The organism is Streptomyces sp. NPDC047117 (assembly GCF_040643545.1).
Taxonomy (GTDB): Bacteria; Actinomycetota; Actinomycetes; order Streptomycetales; family Streptomycetaceae; genus Streptomyces.
In genome coordinates this window covers 27,379-44,907 of record NZ_JBEYUN010000029.1, presented here as the reverse complement: position 1 = coordinate 44,907, position 17,529 = coordinate 27,379, and the positions used below count along the sequence as shown (strand labels likewise).

Here is a 17,529-nt window from a genome sequence, read left to right as displayed (position 1 = left end):
GGCGCTTGCACGTCATTCGCCGGACGCACGCAACGACCGCGCGCCCTCGTACGCCTCAGTGCCCGTGCGTCCCCCGGTGCTGCCGGAGGGCCGCCACCCGGCGGTACAGACCGACCGCCTCGGCGGCGCGGCCGAGCTGCTCCAGGCAGTACGCCTCGTCGGTGCGGCTGGCGAGCGCGTCCGGGTGATCGGGGCCGAAGACCCGCTCGCGGGCCTCGGCGACCTGCCGGTAGACCGACAGGGCCTCGCTCCAGCGCTTCAGCCAGCCCAGCCCCACAGCAATCTCACGGCGGCTGACGAGCGTGTCCGGGTGGTCCGGGCCGAGCGCCTTCTCCCGCAGCGCGCACACCTCGCGGGCCTCGGCCAGCGCCTCCTCCCAGCGCCCGAGCCGCCCGAGGTTGACGCCCAGACCGTGCCGCGCGCGCAGCGTCTCCGGGTCCTCGGCGCCCTGCGCCTCCGTACGGGCCGCCACCAGCTCCCGGTAGAGCTCCAGGGCCTCCGCACTGCGGCCGAGCCGCCCGAGGCTTATCCCCACCTCGTACGTCGCGGCGAGCGTATCGGGGTGGTCCGGGCCGAGCGCCTGGGTGCGCGCCGCGGCCACCTCCCGGTACGTGCGCAGCGCTTCGGGCCAGCGGCCCAGCCGGCCGAGGGTGTACGCGACCTCGTGGCGCGTGACGAGCGTTTCGGGGTGGCGCTCACCGAGCACCCGGGCGCGCGCGGCGGCGACGTCGCGCGCCATCTCGTAGGAGTCCTCCAGGCGGCCCAGGCGGCTGAGGTTGTAGGCGAGGTTGTGACGGCAGCGCAGGGTGTCGGGGTGGTCGGCGCCCATCGTGCGGTCACGGGCCGCGAGCACGGAGGTGTAGACCTGGTGCGCTTCGAAGTGGCGGCCGAGCCGGCCGAGTACGTACGCGGTCTCCTGGCGGGCGGCGAGCGTGTCGGCGTGCTCGGGGCCGAGCGCGCGTTCGCGGCCCGTCGCGACCGTCTCGTACTCGCGCAGCGCGTCGGCGAACCGGCCCGAGCGCGCCAAGGTGAAAGCCACCTCGAAGCGGCTGGCGAGGGTGTCGGCGTGCTCGGGCCCGAGCACGTGCTCCCGCTCGGCGGCGACCGAGCGGTGCACCTCGCCCGCCTCCTCCCAGCGCCCGAGCCGGCCCAGGCTCAGCCCGGCGTTGTGCCGCCCGGCGAGCGCGGCGAGGGTCGCGGGCGAGGGCGTGGGCCGCTCACGGGCGGGCGGGGCGCTGTCGGGGCGATGGGGCTCGAAGCCGATGGTCCAGGAGCCCGTCAGCTCGCCGACGGCGCCGCGGGGCGGCGTACGGAGCGCACGGACCGGCCGGGCGCCGGCACCGATCCGCATCCCGGCGGTCCAGGAAGGCAGCCCGGGGGTGGCCTGCTGCGGGGCGCGCGCCGTGGCGATGCGCTTGCCCAGCTCCGCGGCGTCGCGCGGGCGGTCGTCGGGATCCTTGGCGAGCAGGTCGAGGACGATGCGCTCGTACGGCTCGGGAAGGTCGGGGCGGCGCTTGCGGAGCGGCTGGGGCGCCGTGTCGCGGTGGCCGACCAGTACCGCCCAGGCGTCGTCGAATTCGAACGGAGGGACGCCTGTGGCCAGTTCGTACAGCACGCAGCCCAGGGAGTACAGATCGCTGCGGTGGTCGATGGTGCCACCCGCGATCTGCTCGGGCGACATGTAGTGCGGCGTGCCCATGGCGATGCCGGTACCGGTGAGGCGGGCGGTGAAGCCGATGTCGTGGCCCAGCCGGGCGATACCGAAGTCGCAGATCTTCACCGTTCCGTCCGCTATCCGGACGATGTTGGCGGGCTTCAGGTCCCGGTGCACGACCGCCTGCTCGTGCGTGTACGCGAGCGCCGACGACACCTGGTCGGCGATGTCGGCGAAGTCCGGGACGGGCAGTGGGTTCCGGCGGTTGTCGTCCAGAAGCTGGCTGAGATTACGCCCGTCCAGCAGCTCCATGACGATGTACAGGATGCCGTCGTCCTCGCCGAAGTCGTGCACGACGGTGATGCCGCGGTGCTGCAGCCCGGCGGCGACCCGCGCCTCGCGGCGGAACCGCTCGCGCAGCACCCGCATGAACGACGGGTCCTGCTGCTGCCCCAGCGGCTTGAGGCACTTGACCGCGACCCGGCGGCCCAGGGACTCGTCCCGGGCCCGCCACACCTCCCCCATGCCGCCGCGCCCGATCAGTTCGATCAGCCGGTAACGGCCGTGGATCAGCCTGCTCTCCCCCATCGCCTGCCGCCGCCCCCGTCCCCGCAATCAGTCCCGTGGCTCCCCCTGAGCACCGTGAGCCCTCAGTATGGCGGCCGGGCGGCACAGCTTGTAGGCCGACGGGCGGGTGCCGGGTCCGAGTCTGGCCACCGCGCGCAGGATGTGTTTCGGGGGCAGTTGCCAGCGCACGGTCGCGGGGACCGACCGCAGCACCCGTCCTGCGGCACGCAGCTTCCGGTCCACGGTGTCCGGAGGAGGTGCCGCCCTGCCGTACAACTCGTGCGCGTACGGGGGGAGTGCTTCGTACGCCAGAGTGGCCACCCGCCGCCACAGCAGGGCGCGGACGGGGAGCAGCGGCAGGGGGGCGGGCGGCCGCTGCAGGAAGTCGTCCACGGCCGCGGCCTCCGGGGTGGCGGCCAGTTCGGGTCTCACCTCTTCGAAGTACGCGGCGAGCCCGGCCCGGTCACCGGGGACGGTGGCGGGATCGAGGCCGACGAGCCGGGCGGCGGTGCGGTTCTCCCGTATGTACGCATCGCCCGCTCCCCCTTGAAGGGCGGCGCTCGCGGCGTATCCGGAGCGGCGGACGACCTCCAGGTAGGAGGCGATCTCGGCGCAGTGCACCCACAGGAGCAGCTCCGGCTCGTCCATGGGGTAGCGCTCGCCGGTGACCGGGTCGGTGGCGGTCAGCCGGCGGTGGATGCGGCGGACCGCGGCACCGGCCCGCTCGGCGGCCTCGGTGGTACCGAAGGTGGTGGTGCCGACGAAGCCGGCGGTGCGCATCAGCCGCCCCCAGGCGTCCCGCCGGAAGTCGGAGTTCTGCATGACGCCACGAACGGCACGCGGATGCAGCGCCTGTAGGTAGAGCGCGCGGACGCCCGCTATCCACATCATCGGGTCACCGTGCAGCTGCCAGGTCACGGAGTCGGGCCCGTAGAGCCCGGGATCAGCCTCCCGGGCCCGGCCCCCGGCCGCCCCCGAAGGACCGCCCCCGGCCGCCCCCGAAGGACCGCCCTCGCCCGCCTTCGGGGCCCTCTCTCCGCCCGCCTCCGGGCCCCGCCGTCCGCCCCGCCCGATGCCCTCGTCCGTCACCGCCGTACCCCCTTCGCCCGTACGGGATCACCTGCGCACGCGGGGCATCCCCAGGCCGATCCAGGAGATGATCTCCCGCTGGATCTCATTGTTGCCGCCGCCGAACGTGAAGATGACGGCGGACCGGTAGCCGCGCTCCAGCTCGCCGTGGAGCACCGCGCCCGCCGAGCCCTCCTTCAAGGGTCCCGCGGCGCCGACGACCTCCATCAGCCAGGCGTAGGCGTCGCGCCGCGCCTCCGAGCCGTAGACCTTGACGGCGGAGGCGTCCTGGGGCGTGAGGGTGGCGCGCTGGAGCGCGTCGACCATGCGCCAGTTCAGCAGCCGCAGCCCCTCCAGCCTGGTGTGCGTGCGGGCCAGCCGGGTCCGTACCCAGCCCAGGTCGATGACGCGCCGGCCGTCGGCGAGCTTGGTGTCCATGGCCCAGCGCTGGACGTCGTGCAGGGCGCGGATCGCCATCGTGCCGTGTGCGGCGAGGGTGACGCGCTCGTGGTTGAGCTGGTTGGTGATGATCCGCCAGCCCTCGTTCTCCGCGCCGACGCGGCGGCTCACGGGGACGCGGATGTTCTCGTAGTAGCTGGCCGTGGTGTCGTGGGAGGCGAGGGTGTTGATGAGGGTGCAGCTGTAGCCCGGATCGCTGGTGGGCACGAGGAGCATGGTGATGCCCTTGTGGGGCGGCGCTTCCGGGTCGGTCCGGACGGCCAGCCAGACCCAGTCGGCGGTGTCGCCGTTGGTGGTCCAGATCTTCTGCCCGTTGACGACGTAGGAGTCGCCGTCCCGTACGGCGCGGGTCTTCAGGGCGGCGAGGTCGGTGCCGGCGTCCGGTTCGCTGTACCCGATGGCGAAGTCCAGCTCACCGGAGAGGATCTTCGGCAGGAAGTACGCCTTCTGCTCCTCGGTGCCGTACTTCATGATCGTGGGGCCGACGGTGTTCAGCGCCATCAGGGGCAGCGGCACGTTCGCCTGGGCCGCCTCGTCGAAGAACACGAACTGTTCGACGGGGGTGAGGCCGCGGCCGCCGTACTCCTTCGGCCAGCCGACGCCGAGCCAGCCGTCGGCGCCCAGTCGGCGGACGGTCTCCCGGTAGAAGCGTTTCTGCTCGGCCGGCGCTGCGTACCGCGCGTACGCGTTGTCCGGCACCAGTTCGGCGAAGTAGGTCCTCAGCTCGGCGCGCAGCCGCTGCTGTTCGGGCGTGTATTCGAGGTGCACGGCCCCTCCCTGTCCCGGTCCCGCGGTCCGTAGGGTCGCCCGCACGGTAGAACGCGTTCCAGTAATACGGAAGGGGCAGGCGCGCACTTCTCCGCGCGCAGGCCGCGGCCTTTCCTGAGAAGGTCGAGCCATGCTGCGTACCGTGCGGGCGGTCGCCGGCCAGTGGACCACCGCCCTCCCCGTCCTTGCCGTCGTCCTGCTCGCGCTCTCCTGGGGCCGTTCGCTGCCCGGCCCCGTCGTGGCCGTCGTGGCGTGCTTCCTGGCCGGGGCCGTGCTGGCAGCGGTGCACCACGCCGAGGTGGTGGCCCACCGGGTGGGTGAGCCGTTCGGGTCCCTCGTACTCGCGGTGGCGGTGACCATCATCGAGGTGGCGCTGATCGTCACCCTGATGACGGACGGCGGGGACAAGGCCGCCTCGCTCGCCCGCGACACCGTCTTCGCCGCCGTGATGATCACCTGCAACGGCATCGTCGGGCTGAGTCTGCTGATCGGCGCGGTGCGGCGGCGGGTCGCCGTGTTCAACGCCGAGGGCACGTCGGCGGCGTTCGGGACGGTGGCCACACTGGCCGGGCTCAGCCTCGTCGTCCCCACGTTCACCACGAGCAAGCCGGGGCCGGAGTTCGCCCCGGCCCAGCTGGGGTTCGCCGCGCTCGCCGCCATGGTGCTCTACGGGCTCTTCGTGACCACCCAGACCGTGCGGCACCGCGACTACTTCCTGCCCGTCACCTCGTCCGGCCAGATCCTCGACGAGGACGACCACGCCGACCCGCCCACCCGCCGCGTGGCCCTGATCAGCCTGGGGCTGCTCGCGCTGGCGCTGGTCGGGGTGGTGGGGCTCGCCAAGGGCGTCTCCCCCACCATCGAGGCCGGCGTGGCCGCGGCCGGCCTGCCGGCCGCGGTGGTCGGCATCGTGATCGCACTGCTGGTGCTGCTGCCCGAGACCATCGCCGCGGTGCGCGCGGCCAAGCGCGACCGGGTGCAGACCAGCCTCAACCTCGGCCTCGGCTCCGCCATGGCGAGCATCGGCCTCACCATCCCCGCGGTGGCCGCGGCGTCCATCTGGCTGGACGGCCCGCTCATCCTCGGCCTCGGCGCGACCCACATGGTGCTGCTCGCCCTCACGATGATCGTCGGCACCCTGACGGTCATCCCCGGCCGCGCCACGCTCCTCCAGGGCGCCCTTCATCTGGCCCTGCTCGCGGCGTACCTGGAACTGGCCGTCACCCCCTGAGGGCCGCGGCTCCCGAGAACCGCGACCGAGCGCCGCCGTACGGACGCGCCGGGGCCGGTCACCGGGACGGGTCAGCCGCGGGCGCGCTGGGTCGCCGCGATGCAGCCGAGGACGATCAGGGCCGCGACCGGCGCCAGCGGCGAGGGAGTCTCGCCCATGAGCAGGACCGACCACACGAGGGTGAGCAGGGGCTGGGCGAGCTGGAGCTGGCTCGCCTTGGGCACCCCGATGGCCGCCATGCCGCGGTACCACATGACGAAGCCGCCGAACTGGGACACGGCGGCGATGTAGGCCATGCCGACGACCGCTCTGTCCGTCAGGTGCACCGGCTCCACGGGCAGGGCGAAGACGGTGACCAGGGCGGACACCGGCAGCGCGACGACGACGCCCCAGGCGATCACCTGCCAGCCGGGCATGTGGGACGCGAGCCGCCCGCCCTGCGCGTACCCGGCGGCGCACACCAGTACGGCGGCGAAGAGGTACCCGTCACCGAGGGTCGGCAGGCCGCGGCTCTGCTGGAGGGTGAAGGCGGCCACGGTGAGCGCGCCGAGGCCGGCGGCCGCCCAGAAGAGGCGCGAGGGGCGCCGGCCGGTCAGGACGGTCGAGACGGCGGCGGTGGCCAGCGGCAGCATGCCGATGACGACGGCCGAGTGCGCGGTGGTGGACGTCTGGAGGGCCAGCGTGCTCAGCAGGGGGAAGCCGACGGCACAGCCGGCGGCCACCGTGAGCAGGCCGGGCCAGTGCTGCCGCCCGGGCACCGGGACCCGGGCCGCCATGAGGCAGACCGCGGCCAGCAGGCCCGCCAGCAGACCGCGTACGCCGGTCGCCGTCCACGGGCCGAAGCCGTCCAGGGCCCATGCCGTGGCGGGGAGGCTGAAGGAGAAGGACACCACGCCGAGCGCGGCGAGGAGAGTACCGCTGCGGACCGATATCGCAAGAGAAGGAGTAGCGCTATTCTGTACTGTCATGAAAGACAGTAGCAGTGTGGCTCAGCTAGCGGCGACTTTGCGTAAGGAGCTGGACCGCTACTCGGAAGGGGCGAAGCTCCCGTCGAGCCGGGAGCTGGTCACGCGCCACCGGGTCAGCCCCGTCACGGTCTCCCGGGCGATCGCCACGCTCGTCGCCGAAGGCGTCGTCACCTCCCGGCCCGGCGCCGGCGTCTTCAAGGCCACCGCCCGCCGCGCCGCGGGCGCCCTGGGTGACGTCTCCTGGCAGGAGGTGGCCCTGAGCGCCGATCCCCCGCACGCGCCCCTCACGGGCCCGCACGGCACCGATCCCGCCGCGATCCTGGCCACCCTCAACACCCCGCCGCCCGAGGTCATCGACCTCAACGGCGGCTATCTGCACACGGCGCTCCAGCCGGAGCGGGCCCTGGCCGCCGCACTCGCCCGGGCCGGCCGCAGGCCCGGCACCTGGTCGCGGCCCCCGGTGGAGGGGCTGGCCGAACTGCGGCAGTGGTTCGCCCACGACATCGGCGGCCCGAACGGCCCGCTCGACGCCTCGGACGTCCTGATCGCGGGCGGCGGCCAGGGCGCGCTCACCACCGTCCTGCGGGCGCTGGCCGCCCCCGGCTCCCCCGTCCTGGTCGAATCCCCCACCTACCCCGGCATGCTCGCCGTCGCCCGCGCCGCCGGGCTGCGGCCCGTCCCGGTACCGGTCGACGCCGACGGCGTACGCACCGACCTGCTCGCCGAGGCCTTCGCGGCCACCCGGGCCCGGCTGTTCGTCTGCCAGCCGCTGTTCCAGAACCCCACCGGCGCCGCCCTGTCCCCGCAACGGCGCACCGAAGTGCTCGACATCGCCCGGTCGGCGGGCGCGTTCGTACTGGAGGACGACTTCGCCCGCCGCCTGGCGCACGCCGACTCCCCGCCGCTGCCGCTCCCGCTGGCCGCGGACGACCCGGACGGTGTCGTCGTCCATGTGCGCTCGCTGACCAAGGTGGCCTCCCCCAGCCTGCGGATCGGGGCGCTGACCGCACGCGGCCCGGCCCTGGAGCGGCTGCGCGCCGTCCAGGTCACCGACAGCTTCTTCGTCCCGCGGCCGCTACAGGAGACCGCCCTCGAACTGGTCGGCTCGCCCGCCTGGTCCCGCCATCTGCGGGTGCTCGCCGGCGCCCTGCGCGACCGGCGTGCCGCCCTGCTCACCGCGTTGGGCGGCGCGCTGCCCGCGCTCCTTCCGCAGCGGCCGCCACGCGGCGGGTACCACCTGTGGCTGCGGCTGCCGGACGGCACCGACGAGCAGGCCGTCGTCGCGGCTGCCCTTCGCCGTGGCGTTTCGGTCACCGCGGGCGGCCCGTACTTCAGCGCCGAGGCGCCCGCCCCGCACCTGCGGCTGAGCTACGTCAGCGCTCCCGGCACGGCGCAACTGGAGGACGGCGTGCACCGCCTCCACCGGGCCCTCGCCGGGACGGGCGCCCTCCCGACGGAATAGGGACGAGAGGCCCCGCGTACCCGAAGGGCGCGTCCCGCCGCATACGGAGGGCTCGTCTCGGCGCACCCGAAGAGGGCAGAGCCCCGGCGCCTCCCTTACAGCGCCGGTGGCTCGTCCTTCGTGTCCGGGCGGTCCTGCACGCGCGCGGGATCCTGCGCGTTCGACCGTCCCGAACGGCGTCGCAGATGCCAATGGGATCCGTGCGGCGTGTGCGGTGTGCGCTCCGGGCGTTCGGGACGGGACCGCGCCGCGGTCTCCGCCGCCAGTGCTCGTTCGGCCAGCCCCACCGGCACCGCGTGCACCCGCCCGCTGTCGCAGTGCGGGCAGACGGGCGAGGTGAGCGGGGAGCGCACCGTGCGCCCCTCGATGCGGTACGTCTGGGAGCGGCGGCCCTCGGCATCGCTGACGATCACGATGTCGTAGGTCTGCTTCCAGGCATGTCCGCATCCGGTGCAGCTGAATGCGTACGTCTGCCGCAGGTCACCGGGTTCGGTCATGGCTCGCTCCCTTGTGACCGACGCGCCGCGTCCGGCGCTGTCGCTCCAGACAGCCATCATCACGCGCCCGGAAGCGCCCCGCAACGCTCGCGGCGGCCTCTCGGGGCCGCGCGGCGGCGTGCCCCGTAGCGCCGCCGTCCGCCGGTCACGCCGCTTCGGCGCCCGGCGGACGGCCCTGCCGCCTCCGGCTCAGCACATCTTGGAGTCGTACCGCGTGGAGTTGTACGAGCAGGTGTCCTGGGTCCGGCCCGCGGACGTGCGCAGCGTCGCGGTGTCCTTGTCGTTGTTCCAGACGTACGCGGCCCGGCCCTGGTAGCGGGTGGCCTGGGTGTTGCTGCCCTTGCCGGTGCGCACGGTCACGGTCTTGCCGGAGCCGAGCGTGTACGTCCCGAAGGTGTACTTGTGCCGCGAGGCGTCCACCAGCGTCCAGCCCTTCAGGCTCACGCTCCGGCCGGTGGTGTTGCGTATCTGCACGTATTCGGCGTTCAGGCTGGAGTTGGAGCGGGTGTCCTTGCCCGGGCTGTCGTAATAGATCTTGTACAGATGGACCGAGCCGGCCGCCTGGGCCTGGGCGGGCAGGGCAAGGATCCCGGCGCACGCGGCGGCGGTCACCGCGGCGGCGAGCGTACGTGTACGGAGCAACGCGCATCCTCAGATGTCGGGCCGAGTCCCGGAAGAACTCAGCAGGCGCTCAGAATATCGAACTAGTCGAACATTCAGCGGTTTTTCTGTGAAATGTGTGAAGGCGATGAAACCTGTGCCCTCGTTCCACGCCTTCCGCACGGCAGCCCATACTTTCCGCACGACCGAGGAGACGAGGACACACGATGCGTTACGCCGACGGCCCGACGACCGCGTGCGAGATACCGATCGCGGCCGCGCCGCCACGGGTCTGGGAGCTGGTCAGCGACATCGGGCTGCCCGCCCGGCTGAGCCCCGAACTCCAGCGGGTGGAGTGGCTGGACGGCGCCACCGCCCCCGTGGTGGGTGCGCGCTTCGTCGGCCACAACCGGCACCCGAAGATCGGCGAGTGGCGCACCGTCTCGCAGCTCGTCACGGTCGCCGCCGGGCGCGAGTTCGGCTGGGCGGTGCTGGACACCGCCGGACGCTTCGGCGCACCCGTGACGGACCCCGCACAGGCACTCGCCACGTGGCGCTTCACCCTGGAGCCCGCACCTCGAGGTGTCCTGCTGCGGCACTCCGTGCACGTAGGCCCCGGCGCCTCCGGGCTCAGCGCGGTCATCGCCCGTATGCCCGACCGTGAGGAGGAACTGATCGAGGCGCGCCTCGCGGAGCTTCGTACGGGCATGGCCGCGACCCTGGAGGGCGTCAAGGCACTCGCGGAGGCGTAGCCCGTACGACCGCGCCCCGCGGGTGACTTTCGTGCACCGACCAGCTATTTGCTCTGGTTTGCACCCAATGCCACCGGGTATCCGATGATCGCTCCGGCATCCGTGCCGGAGCGACGACCGGTAAGACCGGGAGGCGCACATGCGCGACGCAGACCCGAGGCACGAACCGACGCCCTCGCAGACCGAGGGCGAGCGCTCGACCCAGGACGCGGAGCGGCACCGCGAGAGGTGATCCGCCCCCGGAGGCCGGCACGTAGCCGTACATGCCCTCCGAGTGCGCATGGTGTGCCGCCGCCGCGAGTGTCCGCGGCCGTCAGAGGCGGTCGTCCCCTCGATGGCCTGCCGGCGCCGTCCCCTCGATGACCTACTGGCCCACCGACGGGCCTGCCTCGAAGGCCCACTGACGCTGCACCACTGAGGTGGTGATACCCCACGTACACGGTGACGCCCCGACCGGTCACTCACGCGCAGGCATCTCGCAGGCATCCGCCAGAACGCGTCAGCATTCCGTCAGAAGCGTCCCGTTCACCATCAGCGTCCCGTCATGGACCACCGGGCCGGCCGTTGTCCCGGGCATACCGTCGGCAGCGGCCCCGGCTCGCCCTCACCGAACCGGGGCCGCTGCCTCCACACCCGCACCACCTGGGAGAACGTCATGCCGGACACCTTGTTCACCGAAGACCCCGAACCCTACGAACACGGCCCGGCCGGACCGCTGTACGTGCCGGTCCGGCCGGGACCCATGGGGTACGCGGCCCGCCTGTGCCGCACGCCTCTCGGCTGCCGTACCGCCGTCGGCTTCACCTCCGCGGACCGGCTCCTGGGAGCGCTCGGCCCCGGTGTCGCGTGGATCCGGCTGGCCGAGCCCGCACTGCGCGCCCTCGTCGCCCCGCTGGGCGTCGACCGCGTCACCGTCGACCCCCGCTTCGCGGCCCCCAACCCCCACGCCGCCAGGCCGTACCGCTCGCCCGTACCGGACCGCACCGCCGCGTCGGCGGCCCCCTACCTCCTCCGGGGGCGCGCCGCATGACCACTGTTGGTCTGCCGCCCGCCGCATCCGTGGCGAGCGCGCCCGCCGGGCCGGCCGAACTGTCCGTCTGGCCCGCCTCCACCGTTCCCCTGTCCACCGGCGACCTGGCTGTGGGCGGCGTGCCGCTCGCCGAGGCCGCCGAGCGCTTCGGTACGCCGCTCTACCTCCTCGACGAGGACGAGGTACGGGCCCGCTGCCGTACGTACGTGCGCGCCTTCCCCGACGCCGACATCCGGTACGCGGCCAAGGCGTTCCTGTGCCGGGCCATGGCCCGCTGGGTGGCCGAGGAAGGGCTCGGGCTGGACGTCTGCTCGGCGGGCGAGCTGGAACTCGCCGTCGCGGCAGGCGTACCGCCCGAGCGCATCCTGCTGCACGGCAATGCCAAGAGCCCGCACGACCTGGAGGCCGCGCTCCGGCTCGGCGTGGGCCGCATCGTCATCGACAGCCCGTCCGAGATCGCCCGCCTCGCGGCCGCCGCCGGCGCCGCGCGGGCCCGTGTGCGGGTCATGGTCCGGGTGGTGCCCGGCATCGCCGCGGGGGCGCACGAGAAGATCCGTACCGGCACCGCCGACCAGAAGTTCGGCCTGTCGGTCGCGGACGGCAGCGCGCAGCACGCCGTCGCCCGGGTCCTCGCCCAGCCCGACCTCGAACTGGCCGGACTGCACTGCCACTTGGGTTCGCAGATCACCAGCGCCAAGCCCTATCTCGCCGCGGTGCGCCGGATGGTGGGGCTGATGGCCCGCATCCGCGACACCCACGGCACGGTGCCGCCGGAGCTGGACCTCGGCGGCGGGCACGGCATCGCCTACCGGCCCGGCGAGCCCGCGCTGGACGTCCCCGCGCTCGCCAGGAAGGTACGCGCCGAGCTGATCGAGAGCTGTGCGACGGCCGGACTCACCGTGCCCCGGCTCGTCATCGAACCGGGCCGGGCCGTCGCGGGCCCCTCGGGCGTCGCGCTGTACCGGGTGCTCACGGTCAAGCGCACCGAGGCGCACACCTTCGTGGCCGTGGACGGCGGGATGAGCGACAACCCGCGGCCCGCGCTCTACGGGGTGCGCTACGCGCCGCGCCTCGTAGGGCGACACTCGTACGCCGAGCCCGCCCCGATGACCGTGGTCGGCCGGCACTGCGAGGCCGGTGACGTCCTCGCGGCCGGTGTGCCGCTGCCCGGCGACGTCCGGCCCGGCGACCTGCTGGCCGTACCGGCCGCCGGCGCGTACCACCTGTCCATGGCTTCCGCGTACAACCTCGTCGGCCGCCCGCCGGTGGCCGCCGTGACGGGCGGCGCGGCGCGCCTTCTCGTACGCCGCGAGACCCTGGACGACCTCAGCAGCCGCGACATCGGCAGCTAGCCCTCCTCCCCGGGGGCCGCACTTCCCAGCCCGTAGGGCAGCCGCCGCTGCTCCCCTCGAAGGCCCGCACCGCCTGCCCGGTGCGGGCCTTCGGCGATCTTTTCCCAGCTCAGCGCGGTGTGCGTATGGGATCCATCAAGGGCGCGTACGCCGCCGTAAGGGAGCCGTCAACGGCGGCCACGGTGGCTCGAAAGGGCGGTTTGCTCTAACCGTCCGTTCAGTTCCCCTCTCATTCAGGAGCTCTCGATGGCCGACGTGGCCTTCGTCGTCACCACGCTCGCGGTCTTCGCGCTGGTGGCCCTCGTCGCCAAGGGGGTCGCAAAGCTGTGACCGCCGAAAACATCGTCGGCCTGGTCGTGGCCGTCGCCCTGCTGGGCTATCTCGTCCTCGCACTGATCTACCCCGAGAGGTTCTGAAGCACGACATGAGCCCCGTACTTGCCGGTGTGCTTCAGCTGCTGGCGCTCATCGCCGCGCTCGCGCTCGCATACCGCCCCCTCGGCGACTACATGGCCCGGGTCTACTCCTCGCCGCGCCACCTCCGGGTGGAGCGCTGGGTATACAAGGCCATCGGCGCGCATCCTGACACCGAGATGCGCTGGCCCTCTTATCTGCGCGGAGTGCTGGCCTTCTCGGCCGCCGGCGTCCTCTTCCTCTATCTGCTGCAGCGGCTCCAGGGCGTGCTGCCCGGCTCGCTGGGCTTCGTCTCCATCGACCCGGACCAGGCGTTCAACACCGCCGCCTCCTTCGTGGCGAACACCAACTGGCAGTCCTACGCGGGCGAACAGGCCATGGGCCACGTCGTGCAGACCGGCGGCCTGGCGGTGCAGAACTTCGTCTCCGCGGCCGTCGGCATGGCGGTGGCCGTCGCCCTCGTCCGCGGCTTCGCCCGGTCCCGTACCGGCGAACTGGGCAACTTCTGGGCCGACCTGGTACGCGGCACGGTCCGCATCCTGCTGCCGATCTCGGTCATCGGCGCGCTGGTCCTCGTGGCCTGCGGTGCGATCCAGAATTTCGCGGGCATCCACGAGGTCGGCCGCTTCATGGGCGGCCACCAGCAGTGGCAGGGCGGCGCCTACGCCTCCCAGGAGGTCATCAAGGAGCTGGGCACGAATGGCGGCGGTCTCGCCAACGCCAACAGCGCCCACCCCTTCGAGAACCCCGACGGCTTCACCAACCTCTTCGAGGTCTTCCTGATCCTGCTCATCCCCTTCGCGATCACCCGGACCTTCGGCCGGATGGTCGGCTCGCTCCGGCAGGGCTACGCGATCCTCGCCACGATGGTCACCATCTGGGTGGGCTTCACGGCGCTGATGATGTGGACGGAGTTCCACCACGGCGGCCCGGCACTGCAGATCGCCGGGGGCGCGATGGAGGGCAAGGAGACCCGGTTCGGCATCGGCGGCTCCTCGATCTTCGCGGTGGCCACCACGCTCACCTCGACCGGCGCGGTGGACGCCTTCCACTCCTCACTGACCGGCTTCGGCGGCGGCCTCACGATGCTCGGCATGCAGCTCGGCGAGATCGCGCCCGGCGGCGTCGGCTCCGGGCTGTACGGCATGCTGATCATGGCCGTCATCGCGGTGTTCCTCGCGGGCCTGATGGTCGGCCGGACGCCCGAGTACCTGGGCAAGAAGATCGGCACCCGCCAGATCAAGCTGGCCGCCTGCTACATCCTGGTCACCCCGGCCCTCGTACTGTGCTTCACCGCCGCCGCGATGGCCCTGCCCACCCCGCCGCACTCCATGCTCAACACCGGCGCGCACGGCTTCTCGGAGGTCCTGTACGCGTACACCTCCGGCGCCAACAACAACGGTTCGGCCTTCGCCGGCCTCAGCGCCGACACCCCGTGGTTCAACACCACCATCGGGCTCGCGATGCTCCTCGGCCGCTTCCTGCCCATGGTCTTCGTCCTGGCGCTGGCCGGCTCGCTCGCCGAGCAGCAGCCCGTACCGGAGACATCGGGCACCCTGCGCACGGAGAAGCCGCTCTTCAGCGGCCTGCTGGTCGGCGCCATCCTGATCATCGCCGGCCTGACCTACTTCCCGGCCCTCGCGCTGGGCCCGCTCGCCGAAGGGCTGGCGACATGACCACCGAGACCCGGCCGACCGCCGGCCCGTACGGCGCCGCTGATCAGCAGGCGACCGACCCGCAGCAGCAAGGGACCGAGAAGCAGGAAGAGATGATCACAGCAACCCCGCCCCGGGCTCCCCACCGCGACCGGCCGACGGACCACGAACCCGCCGGCGGCGGCCGGGTCGGCGGCGGCCTCTTCGACCCGGCCCAGCTGGCGAAGTCGCTGCCCGACGCCGTCCGCAAGCTGCACCCGCGCGTGATGATCAAGTCTCCGGTCATGTTCGTCGTGCTGATCGGCTCGGTGCTCACCACGGCGCTCGCCCTCGCGCACCCCGGCGACTGGTTCGGCTGGACGATCACCGTCTGGCTCTGGCTCACCGTCCTCTTCGCCAACCTCGCCGAAGCCGTGGCCGAGGGCCGCGGCAAGGCGCAGGCCGACACCCTCCGCAAGGCCAAGACCGACACGGTCGCCCGCCGCCTCGCCGGCGCCACGGAGGAGCACGTACCCGGCACCGAACTGCGCGTCGGCGACCGGGTGGTGTGCGAGGCGGGCGACATCATCCCCGGTGACGGCGATGTCGTGGAAGGCGTCGCGTCCGTCGACGAGTCCGCGATCACCGGCGAATCCGCCCCGGTCATCCGGGAGTCGGGCGGCGACCGGTCCGCGGTCACCGGCGGTACGAAGGTGCTGTCCGACCGCATCGTGGTCACGATCACGACCAAGCCCGGCGAAACGTTCATCGACCGCATGATCAACCTGGTCGAGGGCGCGGCGCGGCAGAAGACGCCCAACGAGATCGCGCTGAACATCCTGCTCGCCTCGCTGACCGTCGTCTTCCTGCTCGCCGTGGTGACACTGAAGCCCTTCGCGGTCTACGCGGGCGCCGACAAGCAGACCTCGCTCATCGTGCTGACCGCGCTGCTGGTCTGCCTGATCCCCACCACGATCGGGGCACTGCTCTCCGCGATCGGCATCGCCGGCATGGACCGCCTGGTCCAGCGCAACGTCCTGGCGATGTCCGGCCGCGCGGTCGAGGCCGCCGGCGACGTCTCCACGCTGCTGCTGGACAAGACCGGCACCATCACGCTGGGGAACCGGCAGGCCGCCGAGTTCGTTCCTGTACACGGAACCACCGCCGCCGAGGTCGCCGACGCCGCCCAGCTCTCCTCACTGGCCGACGAAACCCCCGAAGGCCGCTCCGTCGTCGTCCTCGCCAAGGAGAAGTACGGGCTGCGCGAGCGAAGTGTGACTGCGCGCGAAGCGCGGCCGATGAAGGGTGGTGGGCGACGGGTGGGCGAGCTGGCTGAGGCGGAGTGGATCGCCTTCACTGCGCAGACGCGTATGTCGGGCGTGGACGTGGGCGGCCGGAAGGTCCGCAAGGGCGCGTCCGGCTCGGTCCTGGAGTGGGTACGGGAGCGCGGCGGCACCGTGGCGGAGGACGCCGACGACCTCGTCCGGGCGATCTCCGAAGCAGGCGGCACACCACTCCTGGTGGCCGTCGAGGACACCGACGGCGCCCGCGTACTGGGCGTCATCCACCTCAAGGACGTGGTCAAGGAGGGCATGCGCGAACGCTTCACCGAGCTGCGCCGGATGGGCATCAAGACCGTCATGATCACCGGCGACAATCCGCTGACCGCCAAGGCCATCGCGGAGGAGGCGGGCGTCGACGACTTCCTCGCCGAGGCCACCCCCGAGGACAAGATGGCGCTGATCAAGCGCGAGCAGGCCGGCGGCAAGCTGGTCGCGATGACCGGCGACGGCACCAACGACGCCCCGGCCCTGGCCCAGGCGGACGTGGGCGTCGCGATGAACACCGGCACCTCCGCCGCCAAGGAGGCCGGGAACATGGTCGACCTCGACTCCAACCCGACGAAGCTCATCGAGATCGTCGAGATCGGCAAGCAACTCCTCATCACGCGGGGCGCGCTGACGACGTTCTCCATCGCCAACGACGTCGCCAAGTACTTCGCGATCATCCCGGCGCTGTTCGCCGCGGTCTACCCGGGTCTGGACAAGCTCAACATCATGCGGCTCTCCTCGCCCGACTCGGCGATCCTCTCCGCGGTGATCTTCAACGCGCTGATCATCGTCGCGCTCGTACCGCTCGCGCTGAAGGGCGTCCGCTACCGCCCGAGCAGCGCGGACCGGATGCTCCGCCGCAACCTGGGGATCTACGGCCTCGGTGGCCTCATCGCGCCCTTCCTCGGCATCAAACTCATCGACCTGCTCCTCTCCCTCATTCCTGGCATCGGGTGACCGCCGTGAACAACTCCGTGAAGAACACCGCCCGGCTGTTCGCGGCGGGCCTGCGCGCCCTGCTGGCCCTGACCGTGGTGTGCGGCGTGCTCTACCCGCTGGCCGTTACGGGTATCGCGCAGGCCGCCTTCCACGACAAGGCCAATGGCTCGGAGGTGTCGTACGACGGCAAGGTGGTGGGCTCCTCGCTGATAGGCCAGCGCTACGACCTGCCGTTGGAAAAGGGCCAGGAGACCCCCGAACCGGACCTGAAGTGGTTCCAGCCGCGGCCCTCCAACGGCCTCGGCACCAACTCCGTCAACACCCAGTACAAGCTCCTCCTCTCCGGTGCCACCAACCTCGCGGCCGACAACCCCGAGCTGGTCAAGACGGTGGAGGAGGCGCAGGCCGCGGTCGTCAAGGACAACAGCGTGCACGGTTACCGGGTGAAGCCGTCGCAGGTGCCGCCCGACGCGGTCACCTCCTCCGGCTCGGGCCTGGACCCGGACATCTCCCCCGCGTACGCCGCACTCCAGGTCCACCGCGTCGCGGAGAAGAACCACCTCTCCGTCACACAGGTGCGGAAGCTGGTCGAGAACCACACCGAGGGCCGCGTCGCCGGCTTCATGGGCGAACCGCGGGTCAACGTCCTCCAGCTCAACATCGCACTGAGGGAACTGGTGAGGGAACTGTCGGGAAGCTGAGGCGAGTGCCGGCAGATGCCGGCGAACGCCCACGAATTCCGGCACAGCAGGTGAGGCCGGGTGGCGCCATTATGGCGCCACCCGGCCTTTGCGTTACTTCCCC

15 protein-coding genes are annotated in these 17,529 nt (G+C 72.3%); 9 read left to right on the top strand and 6 right to left on the bottom strand.

Annotated elements, in window-relative coordinates:
* Positions 1-55 precede the first annotated feature (55 nt).
* The 3 genes from ABZ840_RS35310 to ABZ840_RS35300 all read right to left on the bottom strand — a co-directional run bounded on the left by ABZ840_RS35310 (position 56) and on the right by ABZ840_RS35300 (position 4,516).
* The gene (locus ABZ840_RS35310) at positions 56-2,242 is read right to left on the bottom strand and encodes a serine/threonine-protein kinase (RefSeq protein WP_361567379.1); all 2,187 of its coding nucleotides are present in this window, start codon (positions 2,240-2,242) and stop codon (positions 56-58) included.
* A 27-nt stretch (positions 2,243-2,269) separates the two neighbouring features.
* Positions 2,270-3,139, bottom strand: a complete 870-nt coding sequence (locus tag ABZ840_RS35305) for an oxygenase MpaB family protein (protein ID WP_361567376.1) — start codon at positions 3,137-3,139, stop codon at positions 2,270-2,272.
* A 198-nt stretch (positions 3,140-3,337) separates the two neighbouring features.
* Positions 3,338-4,516, bottom strand: a complete 1,179-nt coding sequence (locus tag ABZ840_RS35300) for an acyl-CoA dehydrogenase family protein (protein ID WP_361567373.1) — start codon at positions 4,514-4,516, stop codon at positions 3,338-3,340.
* A 130-nt stretch (positions 4,517-4,646) separates the two neighbouring features.
* On the opposite strand from ABZ840_RS35300, the gene ABZ840_RS35295 reads away from it, so the two are divergent.
* A complete protein-coding gene (locus ABZ840_RS35295; RefSeq protein ID WP_361567370.1) occupies positions 4,647-5,747 on the top strand; it encodes an ionic transporter y4hA in 1,101 nt (366 codons plus the stop codon).
* A gap of 71 nt (positions 5,748-5,818) precedes the next feature.
* Here the strand turns inward: ABZ840_RS35295 and ABZ840_RS35290 are convergent, their stop codons facing one another.
* Positions 5,819-6,640, bottom strand: coding sequence for a DMT family transporter (locus ABZ840_RS35290; RefSeq protein WP_361567454.1), 822 nt, complete (start codon positions 6,638-6,640; stop codon positions 5,819-5,821).
* 73 nt (positions 6,641-6,713) lie between these two features.
* Here ABZ840_RS35290 and ABZ840_RS35285 point away from each other — a divergent pair, with 73 nt between their 5' ends.
* A complete protein-coding gene (locus ABZ840_RS35285) occupies positions 6,714-8,177 on the top strand; it encodes a PLP-dependent aminotransferase family protein (protein WP_361567368.1) in 1,464 nt (487 codons plus the stop codon).
* A 95-nt stretch (positions 8,178-8,272) separates the two neighbouring features.
* Here the strand turns inward: ABZ840_RS35285 and ABZ840_RS35280 are convergent, their stop codons facing one another.
* Together ABZ840_RS35280 and ABZ840_RS35275 are read right to left on the bottom strand one after the other, a co-directional pair.
* Positions 8,273-8,674 carry a hypothetical protein gene (locus ABZ840_RS35280; protein ID WP_361567365.1) on the bottom strand — a complete coding sequence of 134 codons (402 nt, stop codon included), beginning with the start codon at positions 8,672-8,674 and terminating at the stop codon, positions 8,273-8,275.
* Positions 8,675-8,863: 189 nt separating this feature from the next.
* A complete protein-coding gene (locus ABZ840_RS35275; protein WP_361567363.1) occupies positions 8,864-9,316 on the bottom strand; it encodes a lamin tail domain-containing protein in 453 nt (150 codons plus the stop codon).
* Between the two features lie 185 nt (positions 9,317-9,501).
* Here ABZ840_RS35275 and ABZ840_RS35270 point away from each other — a divergent pair, with 185 nt between their 5' ends.
* The 7 genes from ABZ840_RS35270 to ABZ840_RS35240 all read left to right on the top strand — a co-directional run bounded on the left by ABZ840_RS35270 (position 9,502) and on the right by ABZ840_RS35240 (position 17,426).
* The gene (locus ABZ840_RS35270; protein WP_361567360.1) at positions 9,502-10,026 is read left to right on the top strand and encodes an SRPBCC family protein; all 525 of its coding nucleotides are present in this window, start codon (positions 9,502-9,504) and stop codon (positions 10,024-10,026) included.
* A 655-nt stretch (positions 10,027-10,681) separates the two neighbouring features.
* Positions 10,682-11,056, top strand: coding sequence for an SAV_915 family protein (locus ABZ840_RS35265; RefSeq protein ID WP_361567357.1), 375 nt, complete (start codon positions 10,682-10,684; stop codon positions 11,054-11,056).
* Complete coding sequence (gene lysA, locus ABZ840_RS35260) at positions 11,053-12,408, top strand: diaminopimelate decarboxylase (protein WP_361567355.1); 1,356 nt, start codon at positions 11,053-11,055, stop codon at positions 12,406-12,408. The genes ABZ840_RS35265 and lysA overlap by 4 nt, the downstream gene beginning before the upstream one ends.
* Before the next feature lie 326 nt (positions 12,409-12,734).
* A complete protein-coding gene (kdpF, locus tag ABZ840_RS35255) occupies positions 12,735-12,824 on the top strand; it encodes a K(+)-transporting ATPase subunit F (RefSeq protein ID WP_018533641.1) in 90 nt (29 codons plus the stop codon).
* A gap of 8 nt (positions 12,825-12,832) precedes the next feature.
* The gene (kdpA, locus tag ABZ840_RS35250) at positions 12,833-14,497 is read left to right on the top strand and encodes a potassium-transporting ATPase subunit KdpA (protein WP_361567352.1); all 1,665 of its coding nucleotides are present in this window, start codon (positions 12,833-12,835) and stop codon (positions 14,495-14,497) included.
* A gap of 92 nt (positions 14,498-14,589) precedes the next feature.
* Positions 14,590-16,743, top strand: coding sequence for a potassium-transporting ATPase subunit KdpB (kdpB, locus tag ABZ840_RS35245; protein WP_361567451.1), 2,154 nt, complete (start codon positions 14,590-14,592; stop codon positions 16,741-16,743).
* Between the two features lie 5 nt (positions 16,744-16,748).
* Positions 16,749-17,426, top strand: a complete 678-nt coding sequence (locus ABZ840_RS35240; RefSeq protein ID WP_361567350.1) for a potassium-transporting ATPase subunit C — start codon at positions 16,749-16,751, stop codon at positions 17,424-17,426.
* Positions 17,427-17,529 lie beyond the last annotated feature (103 nt).